This window comes from Clostridium caldaquaticum (genome assembly GCF_023806125.1).
Lineage (GTDB): Bacteria > Bacillota > Clostridia > Clostridiales > Clostridiaceae > Clostridium_AT > Clostridium_AT caldaquaticum.
The window spans coordinates 152,548-172,899 of sequence record NZ_JAMSKT010000001.1 but is presented as its reverse complement, the minus strand read 5'-3'; the positions used below and the strand labels follow the sequence as shown (position 1 = coordinate 172,899).

Sequence of the window (20,352 nt, the reverse complement as noted above, 5' to 3'; positions counted from 1 at the left end):
GGAGTGTTATTAATGCAGTACGGAGCAAATTTGTCAGCTTATGAGAGAGCGGTTAAGACTAAGAAAAAAGAGGAAAAGAAATTAGTAGATGTTAGGCTTATATTAAAACTGCTGGTTTATTTTGCAGCGTCTTTTTTAATAAGCAGAGTACTTTTAGTAAATTATATGGCTCCATTTGGCATAGCTTTTTTAATAGCAGCTGCTATGTTTGGAGAAGAGAGAATTTCTTTGGTTGCTGGATGTGGTTCTCTTATTGGTTATGCAACACTGTATGGAAATTTAAAGGAAATGCCTTCCTATATGGTATTGGTTGGAATTATCACTTTTGTAGGTTATTTGTCTATGGGTCTTGGAAAAAAGAAACAACTTATATTGTTATTCTCAGCTGTTTTAATTGAGTTAACAGCATATAAAATGCTTATTTTGAGTTTTACTATTGGTGTAGCTTTTTTTACTGCTTTTTTGGAAACAGTTTGTATATTCCCATTATATTTTATTATAAATTATTCTATACTATGCTTTAAAGATTTAAAAACAAAGCATTTATTTACAAATGAAGAACTTATAAGTATGGCAGTAACGTCGTCTCTTATTATATCAGGAACCTGGGGCGCCAGTATTTTTGGAGTTTCTTTAAGAAACCTTTTTGCTCTTTTATTTGTACTAGGTATAAGTTATATAAAAGGAAGTACGGTTGGAGCAGCCAGCGGGGTAGCTATAGGAGTAATTGTTGGAATTGCATCAAATAATATGACTTTGTTTATAAGTGTATATGGCATTTGCGGGCTTATAGCAGGAACCTTCAAAGAAACTGGAAAAATATTAACCGGGCTTTCATATTTAGTGGCTTTTGTTATAGTAAACATTTATTCCAATATCAATGGAGAATTTAGATTTATAGAAGCAGCAATTACCTGCGGGGTTTTTCTTTTTATTCCAAACAAGATTTATGATAGATTAGCTTTAGAGCTAGATTTTGAAAAGAAACAGGAAAGTATAAGTTCAAACTATGTGGAAAAAATTAAAAATATGTTAATAGATAGATTAGATAGTTTTTCAGATGTACTTTTAAATATGTCAACAATACTTGAGAACTTAGCAGAAAATGATAAGCTTGTTATGAAAAATAAGAGCTCAGCTTTAATAGAAAATCTGGCAGATAGGGTTTGCAGCAACTGCAATATGAATTCTATGTGCTGGAGAAGGGAAAGCTATTATACATATAATGCCTTTGGAGAATTAATTCAAAACTATCAGGAAAAGAATGAGACAATGCCTCAGGAACTTGAGAGAAAATGTGTTAAGAGAACAGCTTTAATAAAAAGTACTGAGGAGATAGTGAATAACTATATAATAAGCGAGATGTGGAGAAAAAGATTAAGCGAAGGAAGAGAACTTCTATCTAATCAGATAGGAAATATGGCTGATTCTGTTTCAGAAATTATTGAGGATTTTAATGCTAATATAAAAATTGATGTTGAAGCTGAAAATAGTATAAGAAGAATATTAGACAGAAACAGAATAAAGTATAGAGATGTATTTTGTTTAAATAATAAAAATGATAGGTTAGTAGTTAAGCTTAAAATGGCAGCTTGCGGCGGAAGACAAAGCTGTGTTAAGGATATACTTCCTCTTATTAATGAAGTTATTCATAAAAACATGTGTGTCAGCGATGACGGATGCAATATTGATCCAAAGGATAATAATTGTACTATAACTTTTGAAGAGGCACCAAAGTTTCATATAGGTTCCCATGCTAAAAGGGTGTGCAAGGATGGAGAAAATTATAGTGGAGATAGTTATACTTTTGGAAAGCTTAGTGATGGGACTTATATGACGGTTATAAGTGATGGAATGGGTTCAGGTCCTCAGGCAGAACAGGAAAGCAATGCAGCAGTTGAACTTATTGAAAAGTTTGCCAGTACAGGTTTTAACAGAATTACTGCTATAAATACAGTAAACTCTATAATGAGTTTGAAGTTTTCTGCTGATGAAAAATTCTCTACGGTAGATTTAAGCAGCATAGACTTATATACTGGTGAAGCAGAATTTATGAAGGTCGGTGCTGTTGCAAGTTTTATAAAGAGCGGAAATAAGGTAGAAGTTATAAGATCAAAGACTCTTCCTATGGGTGTGCTTGATAAGGTGGATATAGATATAGTGAATAAAAAGGTAAAAAATGGAGATTTGGTTATAATGCTCACAGACGGAATTTTAGATTATAATAATGAATCAGCAGGGAAGGTAGACTGGATAGTTGACTTTTTGCAGAATACAACCTGCAGCAGTCCGAAGGAACTTGCTGATGAAATTATAGAAAAAGCTAAAGAACTTGGCGGCGGAAAAGTGAAAGATGATATGACGGTTGTGGTTTCAAAGGTTTATTCTTTATATTAAAATATATAGAAGGGAGATTTAGTCTCCCTTTATTTATGTTATAATAAGTTTAATTATTACATTTAGGAAGTGTTTGTTTTGATAGATAAGGTTTTGAATACAATAAATCAATATAATATGTTTGAGAAAAATGATAAAGTAATAGTTGCAGTATCTGGGGGACCTGATTCTGTCTGTCTTCTTCACCTTTTGTATACTTTAAAGGGAGATTTTAACTTAACGTTGTATGCTGCACATGTAAATCATTGTCTCAGGGGAGAAGAAGCAGATAAGGATGAGGAGTATGTAGAGGAGTTTTGCAGAAAACTCGGTATAGAATGCTTTGTAAAGAGAGTAGATATAAAAAAACTTTCAAAAGAAAGAGGATTATCTTCTGAAAGTACAGGAAGAGAGGCTAGATATGAATTTTTTGAGGAGCTTTATAAAAAACTGAGAGCTGATAAAATAGCACTGGCTCATAACTTTAATGATAAGGCAGAAACTGTGCTTATGAGAATAATAAGAGGAACAGGTATGGAAGGTCTTTCAGGGATTAAAGCAGTCAGAAGTAATATATTTGTAAGACCTTTAATAAATATTAAAAGAGAAAGTATTGAAAAATACTGCAGAGATAATAAATTAGAGCCCAGAATAGACAAGACCAATTTAGAAAACATTTATACGAGGAATAAAGTAAGGCTTGAACTTATTCCTTATATTGAGAAAAATTTTAATAGTGATATAATAAATAGTCTGAATAGATTAGCAGATACTATGGCTTTAGATAATGATTATTTAGAAGCAACCTGTAAAGAAAAGTATAGAAACTATTGTGAAAAGAAGGGCGGAAAGGTTATAATATACAAGGAAGCTTTTAAAGAACATGAAGCAGTACTTAGCAGATTGCTTAGGTTTGCTATAAGAGAGGTTAAGGGTAATCTATATAATATTGAAAAAGTACATATTTATGATCTTATTAATCTTCAAAAAAGTGGAACGGGGAAAAAAATAACTTTGCCTGGGGATTTAGTCGGGTTTAATAATTATGAAAATATTGAACTTTCTATAGCTGAAGTTAATAAAGTTTATAAAGAGAAAAAAGAATATACTATTCAAATTGAAGAGAAAAATTATATTGAAGCCTTAAACTTAGAAGTTCAGTTAAGATTATTAAATAAAGACGAAAAGCCTGATTTTAAAGAAAAAACTTACATAAAATATTTTGATTTTGATAAGATTAAAGGAAGGATTACCTTAAGAACAAGAAAAAATGGAGACAGGTTTATTCCGCTTGGTATGAAGGGAAGCAAAAAGCTAAAGGACTTATTTATGGATTTAAAAATTCCACAAGAGGAAAGAGACTATATACCGCTTATTTGCTTTGGTGATGATATAGCCTGGATAGTAGGCTATAGAATAAGTGAAAGCTACAAGGTAAATAGTGATACAAAAAATATACTAGAGATAACTGTTAGGAAGGGGAACAGCAATGAGAGACCATATTAAAAAAATACTTTTAGACGAAGAAAAAATAAGTGAGAAAATTAAGGAATTAGGTAGCCTTATAAGCAGGGATTATGAAGGAAAAGACCTGGTGCTTGTTGGTGTGCTTAAAGGTTCTGTTATGTTTATGGCAGATCTTTTAAAGGAGATTACTATTCCATGCTGCATGGATTTTATGGCTGTATCAAGCTATGGAAATTCTACAACAAGTTCAGGAGTAGTTAGAATTTTAAAGGATTTGGATTTTGAAATAGAAGGCAAGGATGTGCTTGTAGTAGAAGATATAATAGACAGCGGAATAACATTAAAGTATCTTATGGAATACTTAAAAGGAAGAAAACCTAATAGTTTAGAAATAGTCTGTCTTCTTGATAAACCAGAGAGAAGAAAGGCAGAAATAGGAGTAAAATATAAAGGTTTTTCTGTCCCAGATGAATTTTTAGTAGGTTATGGATTGGACTATGCAGAAAAGTATAGAAATCTTCCATTTATAGGGGTATTAAAAGAGGAAATTTATAAATAATTCATAATAAGTTTATTGTAAAGAAAAAAGCCTTATGATACAATTTTACAATATAGATTAACAGAAAGAGAGGGGGGCCTGTATGAAGAAATACTCTGGTATTACGGCCTGGATTATTATACTTGTAGGAGTTATTTTTGCTTCTCTATTTTTGGTGGAGACGGGCAGAAATGTAAATAGTATTACTTTCAACGAGTTTCAAAAACAATGGATAAGTAATAATATAGAGAGTTTTAAAGTAAATGAAGACAGAACTGTTACAGGTACTTATAAAGATGGAACAGCTTATGAAACTGTAGTTCCAGCTGAAAGACTGTTTCAATTTATAAATCAATATCCAAAGAACGGCGAAGTTAAGGAAATTTATGCAAAGCCTGCAACAATACCTCTTTGGGTACAGTATCTGCCTACAATTCTTCTGATTTTACTGTTTGTAGCCTTTTGGTTTATGTTTATGCAGCAATCACAAGGTGGTGGAGGCAACAGAGGAGTTATGAATTTCGGGAAAAGCAGAGCAAAAATGGCTACTCCCGATAAAAAGAAGGTTACTTTTAATGATGTAGCAGGTGCAGATGAGGAAAAGGCTGAACTTGCTGAGATAGTTGACTTTTTAAAGCAGCCAAAAAGATACATTGAGCTTGGTGCCAGAATACCAAAAGGAGTTTTATTAGTAGGACCTCCTGGAACTGGTAAGACACTTCTTGCTAAGGCTATAGCTGGAGAAGCTGGAGTCCCATTTTTCAGCATATCTGGTTCAGACTTTGTGGAAATGTTTGTGGGTGTTGGTGCTTCCAGAGTCAGAGACCTTTTCGATCAGGCAAAGAAAAACTCGCCTTGTATAATTTTTATCGATGAGATTGATGCTGTAGGAAGACAAAGAGGAGCTGGACTTGGAGGCGGTCATGATGAAAGAGAGCAGACTTTAAATCAGCTTCTAGTTGAGATGGATGGTTTTGGAGTTAATGAAGGAATAATAATGATAGCAGCTACAAATAGACCAGACATACTAGATCCGGCGCTTTTAAGACCAGGAAGATTTGACAGACAGATAGTTGTGGGAGCACCAGATGTTAAGGGGAGAGAAGAAATACTAAAAGTTCATTCAAAGAACAAGCCTTTAGCTGAAGAAGTTAAGCTTGATGTGCTTGCAAAGAGAACACCAGGTTTTACAGGAGCGGATCTTGAAAACCTAATGAACGAAGCTGCTCTCTTAGCCGTTAGAAATAATAAAAAGATTATCGGAATGGATGAACTTGAAGAGGCTGTAACTAGAGTTATTGCTGGTCCGGAAAAGAAGAGCAGAGTTGTAAGTGAGAAGGATAGAAAACTAACTGCTTATCATGAAGCTGGTCACGCAGTTGTTATGAAGCTTCTGCCAAATGCTGATCCTGTTCACCAGATAAGCATAATTCCTAGAGGAATGGCTGGAGGATACACAATGCATCTTCCTGAAGAAGACAGAGCATACACTTCAAAATCAAGACTTAAGGATGAAATGGTTGGGCTTCTTGGTGGCAGAGTTGCAGAGAAGCTTATCATTGGAGATATAAGTACAGGAGCTAAGAACGATATAGATAGGACTACATCTATAGCTCGAAAGATGGTTATGGAATTTGGTATGAGCGATGAGCTTGGACCAATATCCTATGGCAGCGGTCATGATGAAGTATTTATAGGTCGTGATTTAGGTAAGAGCAGAAACTTCAGCGAAGAGGTTGCAGCTAGAATAGACAGTGAAATCAGAAGATTTATCGATGAAGCTTATTCCAAAGCAGAAAGTCTTTTAACAGAAAATATAAATAAGCTTCATGCAGTAGCACAGGCTCTTCTTGAAAAGGAAAAGCTTGAAGCAGATGAGTTTGAAGAGATATTTAATAATGCATAAATATAATTACGAACAATAATTATATAAATGATTAGAAGTATAGGTGTTATTAGGAATAATGCCTATACTTTTTTGATTATAATTCGTAATAATTTATTGTTAATAAATAAATTATAATGATATAATAAGGTTAAAATAATATTTAGGAATGGGGCGATAATTTGGAGCATAATTTAAAAGAAGGATTAACCTATTCGATGGAGCTTTTGGCAGATGAAAAACAGACAGCTAAATTTTACGGTTCAGGGAGTTTAGACGTTTTTGCTACTCCTGCAATGATTGCACTTATGGAAAATGCTTCAGCAAATTGCGTAGAAAGCAGGCTTCCAGAAGGTTATACAACTGTGGGCATAGAGGTAAATGTAAAACACATAAAGGCTACACCAGTTGGAATGAAAGTAAAAGCGGAAGCCTTGCTTGTAAAAATTGAGGGTAAAAGATTGTTCTTTAAGGTAGAAGCTTTTGATGAAAAAGCTAAGATTGGAGAGGGAACTCACATAAGATATATTGTAAATTCAGAAGAATTTATGGGAAGATTGGCACGATAATTATTAATGTAAATTGTCAAGTGCAAAAACACCCAAAAAGGAGGAAACTTAAGTGAAAAATGATATAGAAATAGCACAAAGTGCAAAAATGGAGCCTATTGTTAAAGTTGCGGAGAAGTTAGGACTTTCAGAGGATGACATTGATCTTTACGGAAAGTATAAATGTAAAATTTCCCTTGATGTACTAAAAAATCTTAGCGATAAAGAAGATGGAAAGCTTATTTTAGTAACTGCTATAAATCCAACTGCTGCAGGAGAAGGAAAATCTACTGTTACGGTGGGACTTGGTCAGGCCTTATGCAAATTAGGAAAAAATGCTGTTATCGCACTTAGAGAGCCTTCACTTGGACCTGTATTTGGAGTTAAAGGAGGAGCTGCCGGAGGTGGATATGCTCAGGTAGTTCCTATGGAAGACATAAATCTTCACTTTACTGGAGATATGCACGCTATAACAGCAGCTAATAACTTACTTGCAGCAGCTATTGATAATCATATACATCAGGGCAACAATTTAAGAATTGATTCAAGAAGAATAATCTTTAAAAGAGTAATGGATATGAATGATAGAGCTCTTAGAGATATTGTTGTGGGAATGGGAGGAAAAGTTAACGGCTTTTTAAGAGAAGATGGCTTTATGATAACAGTTGCTTCAGAGATTATGGCTATCCTTTGCTTAGCTAAAGATTTAATGGATTTAAAGATGAGGATTGGGAATATATTAGTTGCTTATAACTTGGAAGGGGAGCCGGTATTTTGTAAAGATTTAAAGGTTCAAGGAGCTATGGCACTGCTTATGAAGGATGCTATAAAGCCTAATCTTGTTCAAACATTAGAAAATACACCTGCTATAATTCACGGCGGACCATTTGCCAATATAGCTCATGGCTGTAATAGCCTCCTTGCTACAAAAACCGCTTTAAAGCTTGGAGATTATGTAGTAACAGAAGCGGGTTTTGGAGCAGACTTAGGTGCTGAAAAGTTTTTTGACATTAAGTGCAGATATGGTGAACTTAAGCCGGAGTGTGTTGTTATAGTAGCTACTGTTAGAGCACTTAAAATGCATGGCGGTTTAAAAAAGGATAGTTTAAGTGAGCCTAATGTTGAAGCTTTGTCTAAGGGCATTGAAAACTTAGAAAAGCAAATCGAAAATATCAAAAAATATGGAGTTACTCCAGTAGTTGCAATTAACAGATTTATTACAGACAGCCAAGAAGAACTTAAGTTTATCGAAGAATATTGTAATAATTTAGGAGTAGATGTAGCACTTACTGAAGTTTGGGCGAAGGGCGGTGAAGGAGGTATCGCTTTAGCTGAAAAAGTTTTACATATTCTAGAGAATGGTGAAAGTAATTTTAAGGTTTTATATGACGAATCATTAAAAATAAAAGAGAAATTAGAAATTATTGCTCGGGAAATATATGGCGCAGATGGGGTGAATTTCTCGAAGGATGCAGAAAAACAAATTAAAGAATTAGAAGCTATTGGACTTGATAAATTGCCTATATGTGTTGCAAAAACTCAATATTCTTTATCTGATAACCAGGCTTTGCTTGGAAGACCAAGAGGTTTTAATATTACAGTTAGGGAAATAAGAGTATCAAACGGTGCAGGGTTTATAGTAGCGCTGACAGGAGATATAATGGTTATGCCAGGACTTCCAAAGATTCCTGCTGCAGAGAAAATGGATATATTAGAGGATGGAACAATAATAGGGCTATTTTAAAAGATATGTGAAAAATTTACCATAAAACTTCTAAACATAAATATAATGAATAATGCTAAAAATATTAGCAAGGAGGGATAAAGAATGAAAAAAAATATAATAATCCCTGCAATATTTCTGGCATTATTCATTTTGCCTTTTAACAATATTAAAGCAGCTGAAGAAGAAAAATTTAAAATAGATACAGAGTTCAGCACTAATAAACTGAAACTAAGAGAAAATACTTTTATACTCGATTATAAATATGAAGATGTTACTGGAGATAATATTAAAGATGATATCTTACTTTTAGGCCATAAGAATAGTAATACTCAAAATACCTGGAGCGATGACATTTACATAATACTTCAGGATGGAAAAAGTAACAGGTATTCTAAATTCTCAATAGGGAAAATCAATTATGGTTATAATAGTAAGATGTTTTTAGGTGATTTTAATGGAGATAAAGTAGATGATATTTTTGTAAAAGTATGTAATGGAAAGGAAACAGGAGCTTATTATAGTTTAATTTCTTTAATTAAAAATAAGGCTTTATATTTGTTTGAGCAGAAAAAGTTTTCTTTAGGCATTCCCTTTGATATAAACTATGTTGATGATTTTAAGGTTAATATATTTTGTAAAGATATTAATAAGTCATATACTACAGATGTATCAAATAAAAAAAATATATATATAAATTCAGAAGTTTATAATAGTATAGGAGAAGTGCTTAAGGAAACAAAAGGAATTCAAAGCAGCTTAGAGGAGCTGCACCCTATAGATATAGATAAAGATGGTGTGTATGAACTTAAAGGAGTGCAAAAGTTGAGAGGTTTTTGCTATGCTGATGTTGTAGGCTATGCAAAATCCATATGGAAATATGATGGCTCAAAGATGAAGCTAATAAAATTAGACATAACTTCTATTAATAAGTCAGAAAATATTAAAAATGCACAAAATGTACTTCCTGTAGGAATATTTAAAAACTAAAGAAAAAAGAAACGGGGGATAAATAGTGGATAGAGATAGTCTGCAGAATATGGATGTATTTATGCTGTTAAGTTTAATAAATATGAAACTCAGAGATGAGTTTGACAGTCTTAACAGTCTATGTGATGATTATGATATAAAGGAAGATGAAATTAAAACAAAATTAAGAACAATAGGTTATGTGTATAATGTGGATAATAATCAGTTTATATCAGAGTAAATGTTGATAAATCTGGTTGATTTTAATAAAAAAATATGATATATTTAGCATGTTAGAATTTATGGGTGATGGAGTTCACCAGAAACGCTAAATGCTAATGACTCCTACAGGCGACACTATAGCTGTACCTGTAGGAGTTTTTATATTTATTATCTTATTTATGGAGGGGATTTTTATGGCAACAAGCTTAGCACTTATAATTATACTAGGATTAATTTTTAATACTCTGTTTGCAAAGATTAAAATGCCTGGGCTGCTTGGAATGTTAATTTTAGGAGTGGTCATAGGACCTTATGGGTTTAATTTAATTCAACCTGAAATAATGAACGTTTCTGCGGACTTTCGTAAAATAGCACTTATTATAATTTTACTTAGGGCAGGTTTTGGAATAAGTAAGGAAGATTTAACCAGAGTTGGAGCACCTGCATTGAGGATGAGTTGTATTCCGGGTATATTTGAAGGTTTTTTTATTGCCTTTGCTGCGGTAAAGTTTTTAGGATTTTCTTTTATTCAGGGAGGAATACTTGGTTTTATAATTGCAGCAGTTTCTCCAGCAGTTGTAGTTCCGCAAATGCTCAATTTTATGGAAAAGGGTATAGGTACTAATAAAGGAGTGCCAACCTTGATATTAGCAGGAGCTTCTATTGATGATGTGTTTGCAATTACAATTTTCAGTACTTTTTTAGGTTTATACAGCGGAAGCCATGTCAATATAGGAATTAAGCTTATAGGAATACCCGTTTCTATTATTTTAGGCATTGCAGCAGGGATAATTATTGGATTTATATTTATTAAGCTTTTTAAAAAGTACCATATTCGTGATACGAAAAAAGTTCTTCTTATATTAGGAGCCTCAATACTTCTTACAACTATGGAAAATCTGATTAAAAGTAAGATTGAGATTGCAAGTCTTCTAGGAGTTATGACTATTGGTTTTATTATACTTGAAAAAATGCCTGCAGTAGGGAAGCGATTAGCTATAAAGTTTAATAAAATATGGGTGTTTGCAGAAATACTTCTCTTTGTACTTGTAGGTGCCCAGATGAATGTATCTGTGGCAATTAATGCAGGTATTTCTGGAATTATTATAATTTTGATTGGACTAATTGGAAGGAGTTTAGGTGTAATCATTTCTTTAATAGGAACAGACTTAAACTTTAAGGAAAGATTGTTTTGCACAATAGCATACATACCTAAAGCTACTGTACAGGCAGCTATGGGAGCTATTCCTTTATCTTTAGGTGTAGTTTCTGGAGATGTGATACTTGCAGTAGCGGTAATGTCCATATTAATTACAGCACCTCTTGGTGCAGTAGCAATAAGTTTATCTGCACCAAGATTACTGCATATAGATAAAAATTAATAAAAACAACAGCTGATTTTATAGAAATCAGCTGTTGTTTAGTTATTCATAAAGCTGTTTTTCATTTTTCATTCTTTTTATCTTTTTAATGTGAGATATAAACATTTGTGTTGATACAGCAGTTATGGTTAGATTTAAAATTGAAATAGAAAAGTTAAAAAAATGTGATACTATTCCGTTCTTTAAGCTAAGAATAAAGTTTGATATTGCAGGAAATAAATTTAATAGTGCAACTGTTCCATACAATATGGCAATTTTTTTATAAAGTTTTATTCGTGAATCATAGTCAGAATATATATCAAAAGAACCTTCGTTTGCTTTTTTTCGGAAATAAACCCATCTCATGTAAGATGCAACACATTCCACTCCAGATTCCTCCATAAAATTTATATAGGCTTTACTCTCAGGATTTGAGGGAAACTTATTTAAAAGTTCAATTCTGTAAATATATTCTGAAGGCATCCCTTTTTCAAATATATATTTTCCTATTGAGTAATAAACAAGGTTTAATCCTTTTGCAGCCATATCGTTAAGCCATTTTTCTTCTTTTTCATAGTTTATAAATAATTTTCTTACTACGACCTTCATTTCTATACCCCCAATATTTTTATTCCGTTATTTAACAGCTCTTTAAGTCTTTTAATTTCATCCAATAATACCTTGTGTCCCTCTTCTGTGATTTTATATTCTTTTTTTCTGCTGTCTGCTTCACTTGGAAGAGCTTCAATCCATCCTTTTGATAACATTGTATTGATAGCTCCATATAAAGTTCCAGGTCCCAGGTTAACTCGATTACCACTTATTTCTTTAACAAACTGCATAATTCCATAGCCATGCATAGGGGTGTTAAGTGCTAAAAGAATATAGTATACAGCTTCCGTTAATGCTCCACGTTCTGTGCTTTCTGGCATTATTAAATCCTCCTGATATTATTATTGTTAAATATTATATCATCCATAGATATATCGTAAAACGATATAAATTATATTATTAGTATATCGGCTAACGATAGTTTTGTAAATACTTTTTTATAAATTTTTCTAAATATATTTATTATTTGCAGTAGAATAAACCATGATAAATTTCTATTTCATAATAATATGAGAAATGTTATAATAAGTCATTATAACAAGTGGGGTTGATAATATGGATGCTGAACTAAGAAATATGCTTGTAAAGATACTTGAAAATCAAGAACAGTTCAGAATTAATCAGGAACAATTTAATAGCAAACTGGAAGGCTTTGAAAACAGGTTAGAAGGTTTCGAGAATAAATTAGAAGGCTTTGAAAACAGGTTAGAAGGTTTTGAGAATAAGTTAGAAGGCTTCGAAAGTAAACTTGAAAAAAATACAGAAGCTATTGTCAGCTTAGAACAGAAAATGATGGATAGAACAGAAGCTTTATTTGACGGCTATAAAGCAAATACTGAAAAAATAACTGAGCTTAGTGAAAAGATTGATGACTTAAGATATGATTTAAACAATTTTGGAATTAAAGTTTTAAGAAATGAAACTAAAATTTTGGATTTAGATAGAAGATTAGCAAAGTAAGGGGCCTGGTTTGGCTCTTTTTTCTTTAGAAAGGAGAGAACCTCAGATGAACATACAAATTTTTGGAGTAAAAAAATGTTTTGATACCCAAAAGGCAGAGCGCTATTTTAAAGAAAGAAGAATTAAATATCAGTTTATAGATTTAAATCAAAAGGCTTTAAGTAAAAGAGAACTAGAGAGTGTCAGAGCAGCTGTTGGATTAAAAAATTTAATTGATGAAAAATCAAAGGAATATGTAAAGCTAAATATTGCTCAAATAAGAAGTGATCAGATGAAGGAAGAGCTTCTGCTTAATAATCCTAAGCTTTATAAAACTCCTTTAGTTCGTAATGGAAAGCTTGCAACAGTAGGTTATGTGCCTGAGGTTTGGGGTGCTTGGGAGTAAAAAGAAATTTTATAATAAAGTATGAACCTTTAATTGATTTATTGACATTTTATTTATATTAAATTAAAATAAACATAATTTAATAAAGATTGTTTCTTATCAAGAGAGGCGGAGGGACTGGCCCGGCGAAGCCCGACAACCTATGTTCTTTTGCATGTTAGTGTGCTTTGAGAATAAAAGGTGTCAATTCCAGCAGAAATATTATTTCTGACAGATAAGAAAAATAGTTGGGGTACTTTATATTAACGCTATTTTTCTTAGAGAGAAATAGTGTTTTATTTTTATAGATAAGTTAATACCAAAAAGGGGGCATTAAAATGAGATACAATATAGAAGAGCTTTTAAAAGAAAAAATATTAGTTCTTGATGGGGCAATGGGAACAGCAATACAGAAGTTTAACTTAAAGGAAACAGATTATAGAGGACAATATAGCTGCCATTGCAATCAGAAAGGCAATAACGATATACTTAATTTAACTTTGCCCGAAGTTATAAGGGAAATCCATAGAAGATATCTGGAGGCTGGAGCTGATATTATAGAGACCAATACCTTTAATGCAAATAGAATATCTCAGGCAGATTATTTTTTAGAGAATAAAGTTTATGATATTAATTATTATGGTGCTAAAATAGCAAGAGAGGAAGCAGACAGCTTTACTTTAAAAGATAGTTTAAAGCCAAGATTTGTGGCTGGGTCTATAGGGCCTACTAATAAAACCGCTTCACTATCTCCAGATGCTTTAAATCCAGGGTTTAGAAATATTAGTTTTGATGAACTTAGAGAGGCTTATGAGGAACAGATAGAAGGACTTGTAGATGGCGGTGTAGACCTTCTTCTTATTGAAACTATATTTGATACTTTAAATGCAAGAGCAGCAATTATAGCTGCAGATAATGTGCTTACGAAAAAAAATAAAAATCTTCCCTTAATGATATCAGGAACTATTGCAGATAAAAGTGGAAGAATACTGTCAGGACAAACTTTGGAGGCTTTTGCAGAAAGTATAAAAAGTGAAAGAGTAATAAGCATAGGTTTAAATTGTTCTTTTGGAGCTAAGGACTTAATCCCATTTATAAAGAAGTTATCTAAAACTCAGAATTTATATATAAGCTTTCATCCTAATGCAGGGCTTCCAAATTCTTTGGGAGAATATGAGGAAAAACCTGAGGAAACAGCGAGCTTTGTAAGAGAGCTGGCAGAGGAAGGACATTTAAATATTGTGGGAGGCTGCTGTGGAACTACTCCTTCTCATATTAAGGCTATTTATGAAACAGTTAAAGATATTAGGCCAAGAGTTGTTCCAGAGATTGAAAGAGAAACAGTATACTGCGGACTTGAGATTGTTAAAGTTAATAAGGAAAATAACTTTGTAAATATAGGGGAAAGACTAAATGTAGCTGGTTCTGCAAAATTTGCAAGGCTTATAAGAGAAAAAAAATATGAGGAAGCTTTATCTATTGCAAAAGAACAGGTGGAAAATGGAGCTCAGATAATAGACATAAATTTCGATGATGCCCTTTTAGATGCAGAAAAAGAAATGGATACATTTTTAAAGCTCCTTGCTAGTGAACCAGAAATAGTAAAGGTACCTGTAATGATTGATTCCTCAAAGTTTCAGGTACTAGAGACTGGACTTAAAGCAATTCAGGGAAAAGCTATAGTAAATTCAATTTCATTAAAAAGTGGTGAAGAGGAATTTATAAGGCAGGCTCAAATAATTAAAAAATATGGAGCTGGAGTTGTTGTTATGGCTTTTGACGAAAAGGGGCAGGCAGACAGCTTTGAGAGAAAAATTGAAATATGTAAAAGAGCTTATGATTTGTTAGTAAATAAAGTCAAGTTTCCACCTGAAAATATAATTTTTGACCCAAATATTCTGGCTATTGCAACAGGTATTGAGGAGCACAATAATTATGCAGTGGATTTTATCAAAGCAACAAAGTGGATTAAAGAAAATCTTCCCTATGCAAAGGTAAGCGGAGGAGTAAGTAATCTATCCTTTTCTTTTAGAGGAAACAATCCAATAAGAGAAGCTATGCATTCTATATTTCTTTATCATGCTATAAATGCTGGTATGGATATGGGGATAGTAAACCCTGGAATGATACAGATTTATGATGAAATTAATAAGGAGCTTTTGGAAAAAGTAGAGGCGGTAGTTTTAAATAAAAGCAGCCAGGCTGCAGATGAGCTTTTAGAGTTTGCAGAGAAGTATAAAGGTACTGAAAGTCAAAGCAGGGAGGTTAATGATAAACTTTCCTGGAGAACTTTAAATTACAGCGAAAGATTAAAGCATGCTTTAATTAAGGGGATAACAGATTTTCTTGAAGAAGACGTTGAAGAAGCAAGAAAGGCTTCTCAAAAGGCACTTCAGGTTATCGAAGGACCTTTAATGGATGGAATGAGTGCTGTGGGCAATCTCTTTGGAGAAGGTAAAATGTTTCTTCCGCAGGTAGTAAAATCTGCAAGAGTTATGAAAAAGGCAGTAGGTTATTTGCTTCCATATATTGAACAGGAGAAAGACAAGAGTGAAAACAGTAGTGCTGGTAAGGTTGTTTTTGCTACAGTTAAAGGGGATGTTCATGATATAGGAAAGAATATTGTATCTGTTGTGCTTTCCTGTAACAATTTTGAAGTTATTGATTTAGGTGTAATGGTTGATTCTAAAATTATACTTGAAACTGTAAAAAGAGAAAATGCCAGTTTAGTAGCTTTAAGCGGATTAATAACTCCTTCTCTTGAAGAAATGGCACAGGTAGCAGAGGAAATGGAGCGTCAAGGATTTACTATTCCTATTATGGTAGGAGGGGCTACTACTTCCAAGGTTCACACAGCCTTAAAGCTTGCACCAAAGTACTCAAAGGGAGTTGTTCATGTAACAGATGCTTCAAAAGCAGTAGAGGTAGCCAGAAAGCTTGTTGATATAAATACAAGAGAACAATATTTAGAAGAAATAAATAATGAATATGAAAAAATAAGAGAAAATTATTTAAGTATGCAGAGAAAGCTGATATCATTTAAGGAAGCAAGAGAAAACAGCTTTAAGATTGATTGGAAAAACGCTGATATAAAGCTTCCAAACTTTACAGGGATTAAAAAACTTATAAATTTTCCTATAAGGGAGCTTAGAAAATATATAGATTGGACCTTTTTCTTTGTAGCCTGGGATATGGGAATGGTTTATCCTAAGATAATGGAGGATTCCAAATACGGTACAGAGGCAAGAAAGCTTTTTGAGGATGCAAACAAAATGCTCGATATATTAGAGAAAGAAAATATACTGACTGCCAATGCCGTATTTGGAATATTTCCTGCAAATTCAAAGGGTGATGATATTGAAGTATATAGTCCTAGTGATAGGGGTCAGGTTCTTACAACTTTTAACATGTTAAGGCAGCAGGAAGTTAATAAGAGTAATGAGTATAGATGTCTTTCTGATTATATAGCACCTAAAAACAGTGGTATAACTGATTATATCGGAGGCTTTATTGTAACTTCTGGCATTGGAGCAAAGGAGTATGCAGAAAGTCTTAAGTCAAAGGGTGATGACTACGGTGCAATAATGGTGAAACTTCTTGCAGATAGGCTTGCTGAGGCTTTTGCAGAATATCTTCATTTAATGATTAGAAAAGAGTATTGGGGTTATGCAGCAGATGAGAACTTATCTGTTGAGGCTTTACTTAAAGGCGATTACCAAGGAATACGTCCAGCCTTTGGGTATCCTTCATTAAGAGATCACAGCGAGAAAGAAAAGCTCTTTAAGCTTTTAAATGGAGAAAGCATAGGAGTTTCATTGACAGGAAATTATATGATGGAGCCGGCAGCCAGTGTAAGCGGTCTTTATTTTGCAGCTAAGGAAGCTAAATATTTTGACATCTACAAAATAGATAGAGAGCAGTTTGAAGATTATGTAAAGCGAAATGGCAAAACTAGCGAAGATGTGCAGAAAGTATTAAATTCTATTATAGAATTTAAATTTTGATTTATTTAAATGGTTAAGCTATTCTTCTAAGAAGAATAGCTTAACTATTTAGAAAACTTTAGGTATTTGAACTTGTGGCGCTAAAGAATTGCTTACTTTTTCTACAACAATATCTTTGTTTACAACATAGGGGACTGTTCCTTTAATATTTTCTGATGAAGCACCTGCTTTTATTTCGTAGGTACCTTTTTCTAATATCCATGTGGATTGATTTTCATCAAAGGATGATAAATCTTTTACAGTTAGTTCAAATTTAAGAGTTTGTTCTTCGCCTGGTTCAAGCAGCTTTGTTTTTCCAAAGGCCTTTAATTCTAAGGCTGGTTTTTCAAGCTTTCCTTTTGGTGCAGTTACATAAATTTGAGCTGCTTCTTTTCCAGGTACTTTACCTGTATTTTTAATTGTTACAGATACTGTAAAAGAGTCTTTAGATTTATTTTTCTGAGTTATTTTTAAATCATTGTATTCAAAGTTTGTGTAAGAAAGACCATAACCAAATTCATAAGCAGGTTTTACATTAAAGGTTGTATTGTAGCGATAACCTGTATAGATATCTTCTGCATATATTACTTCAGCAGGATTATCAGGGGGATTACCTGGAAAGTTTGCAGCTGACGATACATCGCTGTAGCTTATAGGAAATGTAGTTGCAAGTTTTCCTGATGGGTTAACAGACCCTGATAATATATCGGCAATTGCGTGCCCTGCTTCCTGACCAGGCTGCCAGGCTAGCAAAATTGCATCTGTTTTATCTCTCCAGCTGGCTACATCTATTGGACTTCCTATATTAAGAATTACAGCTGTGTTTTTTCCTGCTGCATGATATTTATTTGAAATCTGGTCAATCATTTTTTGCTCTGCATCTGTTAATAGAAAATCTCCTTTTTCATTTTTTCTATCTTTAAATTCACCAGAGATTCTACCTATGACTATTATACCAATATCAGTATTCTTTACCGCTGCATCAATTTCGCTTGATTCAACAGGCTTTTCTGGAATAGTAGGAATTACTTTTCCAAGGGTGCCCTGATAGGGTTTATATTGCTCTTCTTTTCTTAATTTTGATATATAATCTGTATAGCTTTTTAACAGTTCTTTATCTAACTTAAATCCTGCAGCTTGTAATCCCTCTGCAATAGAAACTACTTTTTTTACATTTACATCGCCGCTGCCAGTTCCGCCTTTAATTGTTTCAATTTGAGTATTACCGAATAATCCTATTGAAGTACCTTTATTTAATGGCAAGGCTGATTTATCATTTTTTAGAAGCACCATGCCGGCTGCAGCAGCTTCACGTGATATTTGTGCATTTTGGATAAGATTTGGTTTGTTTGAATATTGATAACCTTTGAAAGCAGGCGTTTTAAGTATAACTTTAAGAATATTTTTTATATTTTTATTTAATACCTTTTCATCAAGGCTGCCATTTTTAACAGCATTAATTATAACCTCTGGCTGATAAATTATATTACTTTCTAAACTTCCTCCAGGCATTATAAGATCGTTTCCTGCCTTCATCTGAGCAATAGGATTTTTTCCTGCAAACCAATCTGTCATAACAAAACCTTTAAATCTTAAGTCATTTCTTAATATGTTAGTAAGTAAATCCCTGTTTTCAGAAGAATAGGTTCCGTTGATTTTATTGTAGGAGCTCATAACCGTCCAGGGCTGTGCTTTTTTTGCTGCAATTTCAAAGCCTTTAAGGTATATTTCTCTTAATGCTTTTTGAGAAACTATTGTATCTATGGTCATTCTGTTTGTTTCCTGATTGTTTGCAGCAAAATGTTTAAGAGTTGCTCCTACACCATTTGACTGAATACCTTTAACTGTAGCTGCAGCCATTTCACCTGAAATTAACGGGTCTTCAGAATAGTATTCAAAGTTTCTTCCGCCTAATGGATTCCTATGAATATTTAATGCAGGTGCCAGCATTATGTCTATGCCGTATTCTTTGGCTTCATTACCTATAGCACTCCCTACTTTGTTTGCAGTGTTTATGTCCCAGGTAGATGCAATAAGAGTTTCAATTGGAAATGCCGTAGCGTAATATGTATCGCTGCTTTCAGGACGTGTAGGACTTATTCTAACTCCAGCAGGACCGTCTGATAGTATTATTGATGGTATTTTAAGCCGTGGTATAGCATAAGTTGCCCCTGCAGCTCCAGGAACACGTGCAACATTCATGCCGGTACCAACAACTAAATTAGCTTTTTCCTCTAATGTCATTGCATTAATTACTGAATCAATGGAAGCTTCATCTGCTAATTTGGGCACTTTGGCAGAATATGATGTTGAAGGATAGAATAATACTATAACAGATATTAATAAGGACATAATTGCACTTGATTTTTTCACTGACATCACTCCTAAGGTGTTTATTATTTAAAAAAAAGCAGTAATAAAATCATTATTAGATTTTGTAGAGTTATTTATAGTTATACATATTTAAATTTGGTATAAAAAACAAAATTGTAACAAATTATGGTATTTCACTTGGATATATGTTAAAATATAAACATTAATCTATATTTTAGAAGTAACAAGGATTAATACAAGGAGGTAGAAAATATGGAACCAATTACAAATGAGATTAATCAGGAAATAAATCTAACATTTGGAGAGAAACTTAAATACTTCTTCATTAAGCCAGGAAAGGTTTTTGCGCAGTTTTTAGAGAAACCTAAGTACTTAGGGAATATGCTTGTTCTTGCAGTTATTACCTGCATAACTTCTGTAATGGGCTCAATTGCAGCAAAAGGTGTAATGGATGAGATTTTAGATAAGCAGACTCAGGGGTTAGATCCAGCTGCTGCACAGATGTCAAAGGGTATAGCAAATGTAATGACTTCACCTGCAGTTGCTGTTATAGGCGGCTTAGTAGGATTAGTAGTTGGCATTTATGTGTCATCAGCAATTTATTTTGGACTAGCTAAGCTTTTTAAAGGAGAAGGCACTTACACACAGATGGTGGCGGTTTATGTGCTTGCACATTATCCATTAGTTATAGGTAAGTTTATAAGCACTGTTTATTCAGTAGCTGTGAAAAAAACAATAGCAGACCCTAATAAAGCTGTAGGTTTTGGAGATGTAATAATAAACGCACTTAATGTGTTTGGAATTTGGAGAATGGTTATATTTGCAATAGGTATTTCAGTAGTATTTAAGATAAGTAAAAAGAAGAGTGCCACAATTGTAATTTTAATATGGGCTATAGGATTAATATTCTCGTTAATTTCTGTAGGTTTTGCTCAAGCAATGCAAAATATTGTACCTGCTCAATAAAAAATGCCAGACTAGTGACAAGTAACAAAATTTAATATGTTACT

Annotated in this window: 16 protein-coding genes and 2 riboswitches; of the genes, 13 read left to right on the top strand and 3 right to left on the bottom strand. The window is 33.1% G+C overall.

Annotated features, from left to right (window positions below):
- Nucleotides 1–12 precede the first annotated feature (12 nt).
- The 9 genes from spoIIE to M2651_RS00750 all read left to right on the top strand — a co-directional run bounded on the left by spoIIE (nucleotide 13) and on the right by M2651_RS00750 (nucleotide 11,110).
- Nucleotides 13–2,397, top strand: coding sequence for a stage II sporulation protein E (gene spoIIE, locus M2651_RS00790; RefSeq protein WP_252130422.1), 2,385 nt, complete (start codon nucleotides 13–15; stop codon nucleotides 2,395–2,397).
- 78 nt (nucleotides 2,398–2,475) lie between these two features.
- Nucleotides 2,476–3,882 (top strand): tRNA lysidine(34) synthetase TilS, encoded by a 1,407-nt coding sequence (tilS, locus tag M2651_RS00785; protein WP_252130421.1) that lies wholly within the window; start codon nucleotides 2,476–2,478, stop codon nucleotides 3,880–3,882.
- Nucleotides 3,866–4,402 carry a hypoxanthine phosphoribosyltransferase gene (gene hpt / locus M2651_RS00780; RefSeq protein ID WP_252130420.1) on the top strand — a complete coding sequence of 179 codons (537 nt, stop codon included), beginning with the start codon at nucleotides 3,866–3,868 and terminating at the stop codon, nucleotides 4,400–4,402. The genes tilS and hpt overlap by 17 nt, the downstream gene beginning before the upstream one ends.
- Nucleotides 4,403–4,484: 82 nt before the next feature.
- A complete protein-coding gene (gene ftsH, locus M2651_RS00775) occupies nucleotides 4,485–6,287 on the top strand; it encodes an ATP-dependent zinc metalloprotease FtsH (protein ID WP_252130419.1) in 1,803 nt (600 codons plus the stop codon).
- 161 nt (nucleotides 6,288–6,448) lie between these two features.
- Nucleotides 6,449–6,835, top strand: a complete 387-nt coding sequence (locus tag M2651_RS00770) for a thioesterase family protein (protein WP_252130418.1) — start codon at nucleotides 6,449–6,451, stop codon at nucleotides 6,833–6,835.
- A gap of 52 nt (nucleotides 6,836–6,887) precedes the next feature.
- Nucleotides 6,888–8,558, top strand: a complete 1,671-nt coding sequence (locus M2651_RS00765; RefSeq protein WP_252130417.1) for a formate--tetrahydrofolate ligase — start codon at nucleotides 6,888–6,890, stop codon at nucleotides 8,556–8,558.
- Between the two features lie 84 nt (nucleotides 8,559–8,642).
- Entirely contained in the window at nucleotides 8,643–9,527 is an 885-nt protein-coding gene (locus tag M2651_RS00760; protein WP_252130416.1) for an FG-GAP repeat domain-containing protein, read from the top strand.
- 25 nt (nucleotides 9,528–9,552) lie between these two features.
- Nucleotides 9,553–9,747: a DUF4250 domain-containing protein gene (locus M2651_RS00755; protein ID WP_252130415.1), complete on the top strand. Its 195-nt coding sequence runs from the start codon at nucleotides 9,553–9,555 to the stop codon at nucleotides 9,745–9,747.
- A 55-nt stretch (nucleotides 9,748–9,802) separates the two neighbouring features.
- Nucleotides 9,803–9,861, top strand: a riboswitch (Fluoride riboswitch).
- Between the two features lie 61 nt (nucleotides 9,862–9,922).
- Nucleotides 9,923–11,110, top strand: a complete 1,188-nt coding sequence (locus M2651_RS00750) for a cation:proton antiporter domain-containing protein (protein ID WP_252130414.1) — start codon at nucleotides 9,923–9,925, stop codon at nucleotides 11,108–11,110.
- 42 nt (nucleotides 11,111–11,152) lie between these two features.
- Here M2651_RS00750 and M2651_RS00745 read toward each other — a convergent pair whose 3' ends face one another.
- A complete protein-coding gene (locus M2651_RS00745) occupies nucleotides 11,153–11,698 on the bottom strand; it encodes a DUF2812 domain-containing protein (protein WP_252130413.1) in 546 nt (181 codons plus the stop codon).
- A 2-nt stretch (nucleotides 11,699–11,700) separates the two neighbouring features.
- The gene (locus M2651_RS00740) at nucleotides 11,701–12,021 is read right to left on the bottom strand and encodes a PadR family transcriptional regulator (RefSeq protein WP_252130412.1); all 321 of its coding nucleotides are present in this window, start codon (nucleotides 12,019–12,021) and stop codon (nucleotides 11,701–11,703) included.
- 235 nt (nucleotides 12,022–12,256) lie between these two features.
- On the opposite strand from M2651_RS00740, the gene M2651_RS00735 reads away from it, so the two are divergent.
- The 3 genes from M2651_RS00735 (at nucleotide 12,257) to metH (ending at nucleotide 17,029) form a co-directional block, all read left to right on the top strand.
- Entirely contained in the window at nucleotides 12,257–12,661 is a 405-nt protein-coding gene (locus M2651_RS00735; RefSeq protein WP_252130411.1) for a hypothetical protein, read from the top strand.
- 46 nt (nucleotides 12,662–12,707) lie between these two features.
- Nucleotides 12,708–13,046 (top strand): arsenate reductase family protein, encoded by a 339-nt coding sequence (locus M2651_RS00730; protein ID WP_252130410.1) that lies wholly within the window; start codon nucleotides 12,708–12,710, stop codon nucleotides 13,044–13,046.
- Between the two features lie 93 nt (nucleotides 13,047–13,139).
- Nucleotides 13,140–13,267, top strand: a riboswitch (SAM riboswitch).
- A gap of 96 nt (nucleotides 13,268–13,363) precedes the next feature.
- Entirely contained in the window at nucleotides 13,364–17,029 is a 3,666-nt protein-coding gene (metH, locus tag M2651_RS00725) for a methionine synthase (protein ID WP_252130409.1), read from the top strand.
- 48 nt (nucleotides 17,030–17,077) lie between these two features.
- Here metH and M2651_RS00720 read toward each other — a convergent pair whose 3' ends face one another.
- Nucleotides 17,078–19,381 (bottom strand): beta-glucosidase, encoded by a 2,304-nt coding sequence (locus M2651_RS00720; RefSeq protein ID WP_252130408.1) that lies wholly within the window; start codon nucleotides 19,379–19,381, stop codon nucleotides 17,078–17,080.
- A 213-nt stretch (nucleotides 19,382–19,594) separates the two neighbouring features.
- Here M2651_RS00720 and M2651_RS00715 point away from each other — a divergent pair, with 213 nt between their 5' ends.
- On the top strand, nucleotides 19,595–20,308 hold the full coding sequence (locus M2651_RS00715) for a Yip1 family protein (RefSeq protein WP_252130407.1): 714 nt from the start codon (nucleotides 19,595–19,597) through the stop codon (nucleotides 20,306–20,308).
- Nucleotides 20,309–20,352 lie beyond the last annotated feature (44 nt).